The organism is Endozoicomonas sp. SESOKO3, assembly GCF_024606255.1.
Genome location: NZ_JAHHPR010000007.1, coordinates 1 through 3,909 on the forward strand (window position 1 = coordinate 1; position 3,909 = coordinate 3,909).

Consider the following 3,909-nt stretch of genomic DNA (forward strand, 5'->3'; position numbering starts at 1 on the left):
TGCCGTCCTGCGGCCATTTTCAAAGGCAATATCATCAAGCACGTAGTTGGCGATGGTAGCCGCTGCGTACTCTTTTATACCGGCAACAGACTCTTTCATACCTGTCGGGCCGGTTGCAGTCACGGTCACAGGAATAAAGGCGCTCTGCATAAATTCCTCAGCACCCTTATCGGACAGCATCTGGACAACCCTCCTGAACTGGGGCAAACGGACACCGTGCTTGCTGCCAACAAAGAGTTCAAATTCGCCCATTGCCGTATAAACACCGACACCTCTGACGGCCTTTATGTAGTGCTCAAGTTCAACCCTGCTGATCAGACCTTCACGGAGCAAAGTGATTATCCTGTTACCACTGGCAGAATGGCTGGCGAAGTATTCCGGGAAGTCTTTCAGGCCCCCTTGTTCATGCTCGACGAAGTGAATGGCTGTTTTGCCCATGTCGCGAATGACGTCGTCGTATTGTTGGGCTCCTGTTTCCACGTAGTACAAGGCCCAACCCGCCAGTTCCTCGACATTTTTGATAGCACTCCAGGGTCGATCTTGCATAGGCATGAGGGGGGATTCCGGGAAGATCTTCAGGCTCTTGAAAACGTCCACCATCCGACTGGCCTGTTCAATCGTCAGTTTATCCCCGACCAGTGCCTGCATGCGAATCGCTGCAAATTCATTGTTAAAATCGAAAGTCGAAAGCAACGGTGCTTTCTTGCCGCCTTCTCTTGCCGCTTCTTTCAGGCCAATGGCGGCTTCCAGAGCTTGTTTTTTGAGAGGGTGCTGCTGCATGAAATTGTTGATAGTGCTCAGAACCATTACCTGTTCCGGCGTGTACTGGAAGGGACCAGAGTCACTTTCGACGGCTTGCTCTGCAGCCTTCAGGACTCGCTTCATTCTCTCAATGTCTGCTTTTCTGAACTCAATCTCATCTTGCAGATCTGCCTGTTCCTGAATCAGATGCCGGACAGTGCCACCATAACCATCATTCCCACCATATTCTACCTGTCTCTTTCTCAGGGCATTAAGCCGTTGTTCATGGGTGTCAGCAGGGGCCGGTTTAAGACCCACGTCTTTTTCGATGGCTTCAAGAAGCGCATCGTCGTGTTCACGCAGGAAGTCTGTGATCTGAATGTACCTTTTCCTGCTATGAAGCAGTCTACCTAATGCTTCGCCGACTTCGTACTGACCAGCAGAATCTGCATAGCGTGCAATGGCAATTAAGTAATCAGATGCTTCCTCTGAACCAAGGTCATTTATCATATGGATGTTCAGACTTGATTTGACTCTCAGTTCCTCAAGGATTTTATCTCGTTTTTCTGCACTGCATTCCAGCAGGAAATGCCTGATGTTCTTCACTCGCTCTTCAGTGGTTTGCTCGTCACTTGAAGCCAGACCCAACTCGATCTGAACTTCTTTCATTCCCTGCTTGAGAACCATGCTTTCTTCATCTGAGACATCCTGGAGGTCGTCAGGGTTCCCTTCATATACCAGGCTTGTACCTCGAAGCCTTTTCAGATTGCGATAAATGGCTGCCAGCTCACTTTCAGCTTCTTTAATTGCTCGTCTTGCCGTGGCAACATCACGATCAAGGACGAATCGGGGTTTAGGTCCAAGGCGAGGCATTTGCCTGTCCAGCTCATTTTCAATGGCTGCAATACGCTCATCAACCTCAGGCTGACCCGCTTTGAACACTTCTTCGTCCAAGTCTTCAAGTTTTGCTTTAATTAGACTGTTTTGCTCGTTTATAGTGGCGTGATATCTATAGTTCTTAATGTTGAGTTGATCAGCAATTTGATTATTTCTGATTCTTTTGACACCCTCATCGTCATAAGTTTCGTTTACTTCTTCCTTTAATTCCTGAATTCGGTCTCTTAGAGCATGCTGCTGGTCAAACAGATTGGCATCGTCAGCAAACCCTATCTGCAGATCACTGGCCAGTTTAGCTATGAACATTTTTTCTCTTTCTTTAGCAGCGGGATTTTCATGAGGGGAGATATTCAGTGCGTCCTCCAGGGCGATAAGATGATTTGTCTGTCGTTTCCTGGCTCTTTGATCCGATTCTTCGATTAAAAAGTTGAGAAGATCACGAATGCCAGAGACCAAGACGTCCATCTGCATCGGGCTTCCCTCCGGAGCGAGTCTGTCAGTTGCAACGCGGAGGAGTCTGTGCATGTCAGCCAACTCGTCCTTTGAGACATCACCGCTATCAAGTCGTGCACGAACCCTTGCCAGTTTTGCTGCTTTGCTATCACTTTCACCGATTCTGACACTGATGCTGAGTCTGTCTTCCAGCATTTGCAGTATGATCCAGACCTGTGCCTCTTCCCGCTGTCTGGCTTCACTGACGTATAGATGTATGTCTTCAGAAACGAGCTGACGATTGAAATACACATCGTCCCTTTCATCGATGTGACTCTTATCTCCCAAAACTCTTTCCATGGCCCGAAGTGTCTCAAGTACTTCAGGCATGGCTTTGGACTGGCCTGGTGCGGTGATGATGTCAGAATTTTTCAGATCCTGTTGTTCATTTATTGTTCGAATTCTGTGAGAGTGGAGTTCTTTTTGGGCAATCATTGTTTTAATTTTTGCAAGCAGGCTTTCTTGTTGAGCATCAACATCTTCATTGCTATTAAAATTCTGAATGTTTAAATGTGCGGCAATGGTAGCGTAGCGGTCTTTGATTTCAGTTGCTTTTTCAGCATCTTTTCTGGTGTTCTGTTGCTGAAGATATTGTTGAAAGGCCTCGGATCCCTGCGGCTCTTCCAGCGTGTTTTCCAATTCAAGATGCTGTCGGGCCATGTTACCAATGGCTTTTTTAACAAACGTTGTGTCTTCTCCGAAAGCAAAGCGCTGCATCAGTTTGCTGATAACGTCTGTACCTTTTTGAACATTCTGAAAAAAATGCCGACTTGTCAGAAGATCTCTGAGTGCGGGTTTGAAACTGAAGAGTTTTTCGAATTGAACCAACATCCAGCCTGGCGTGATGACCGATAACACGGCTCCGATGTGTTCTGCTGTGAGTTCAAATTCATCGGTTCCATATGAAGCAGCAGTGGTTAATGCCTGCTGAATAGATTCATAGTAAGCAAGCATCACCAGTTTATCATGTAAAAGTTCAGCATGGTGTTGTAGGGCTAGCTCATTAGAGAACCCCTCCAGTAGCGCCATCTGTCTGCTTCGAATAACGTACTGGTAGCTTTTGACCTTGTCTTTTTTAACCTGTGCAATGTGCTTATTATCATTACCGCCAAATTTTTTCCAGGGGTTATAGAGGCTCTCCACAAAAGCAATATCGGCCAGATTCTGCTTCTGACCACGGAAAACAATAATCTCCCCCGGAGCCTCAGTCACTTCCAGTTTTGGATAACCCTCAGGCACAGGATAAGCCTGTGTGACATCCTCGACGTGGACTACATAGCCAACAGGCTGATGGCAGAGCACGAGAGTATTCAGGGCTACCTTTTGTAAACCTTCTCCCAGAAGATAAACCTGGGTATAGGCAGAGGTGGCTAGTGCGAAAAGAGCCTCATCATTGACAAAGAGCGACTGACCCAGTCGCTGCAGTTCAGGGAGCTTATCGCCTGCAGCAATAAGGCGCATAAAAGTACGCTCGTTCACTTCAACTTTGCCTACTTTCATGGTGGCAAGGGCAACATAGTGATCAGCTTCGCCAAGGCTTCCTGCTCTTTCATGGGCTCCTTTTAGTACCCCAGCCAGATGTTCGGGGCTGGCGACTTTCGTTGTCGGTTCAAGTGGTTGGATGTCACCCGATTGACTTCGAACAGCCTTAATTGAATCCTGATGGGTCATGCCGTTTCTGACTTGGATGACCAATGCTTCATCTGCAAGATTATGGGTAAACTTGAAGACCCCCTCATTACCCACCTTCAGGACTTTGGTGTATTTCCGGGCAACGTC

Annotated in this window: 1 protein-coding gene; it reads right to left on the reverse strand. The window is 47.3% G+C overall.

Going from position 1 to position 3,909, the window contains the following annotated elements; genetic code table 11:
- Nucleotides 1–3,801: hypothetical protein (locus tag KDK18_RS00060; RefSeq protein ID WP_257252310.1), on the reverse strand; the 3,801-nt coding region annotated here is incomplete at its 3' end.
- Nucleotides 3,802–3,909 lie beyond the last annotated feature (108 nt).